The organism is Gilvimarinus sp. F26214L (assembly GCF_054401055.1).
Map to the genome: position 1 here is coordinate 1 of NZ_JBTIYG010000041.1, position 658 is coordinate 658.

General features: G+C 52.4%; 1 protein-coding gene. It reads right to left on the reverse strand.

All coding sequences use genetic code 11. From position 1 onward, the window contains the following. Positions 1-342 precede the first annotated feature (342 nt). Positions 343-570, reverse strand: coding sequence for an Imm32 family immunity protein (locus tag ACURWW_RS17235; RefSeq protein WP_445618388.1), 228 nt, complete (start codon positions 568-570; stop codon positions 343-345). Positions 571-658: the final 88 nt, after the last annotated feature.

Genomic DNA, 658 nt, shown 5'->3' on the forward strand with positions numbered 1-658 from the left:
GGTATCGTCCACCCCAAAAACAGGCCGGGATAAAGCCGGCGATAGCACGGACGCCAAAGTACGCGAGGATGAACAGGGCTGTAGCGACAGGGGTGACCATCTCTATGTGACATCGGTACTAATTTTTTATCGCCTACCGGGCGAGGTCCACGCTCGCCCAGAACTCGCGCCGTCCTTCCGCGGGCGGCCTTTTGATACCAGCCAGCATTCAATTTACTTACTTAATAAGGACCACCGGGCTCGTTCAACAATCAGATATGTTGCGGCAAGCGCAACATATCCTTATTTGCTATGAGTTCCGGTTGACGCCCCCACAATACCAGTATGGGGCGGTTTTCAGTGTTATGAATTTGGCTTGAACACAATAATCTCGGGATTTTCATCTTCCCAATCTTCGCAGTAATCCTTTGCGTGTCCATGCCCGAAACCGCCACGATCATCTTCTAAGGACTGCGCCATTTTGGCTAGAAACTTCGCCAACTGTCTCAGCTCGTCCGGTTCGGCCTGAAAGGTAACCTCCACGAGCTCTTGAAGATCATTTACATTTTTAGGGTACCCGTAGATCTTCATCGAAGCTTACTCATAACGCCGCGCACAACGGCGCGAGCTTGCGAGCGTCCGGCCACCGCTTGCGGTGGCGAATTGGTGCGCCTTGTTA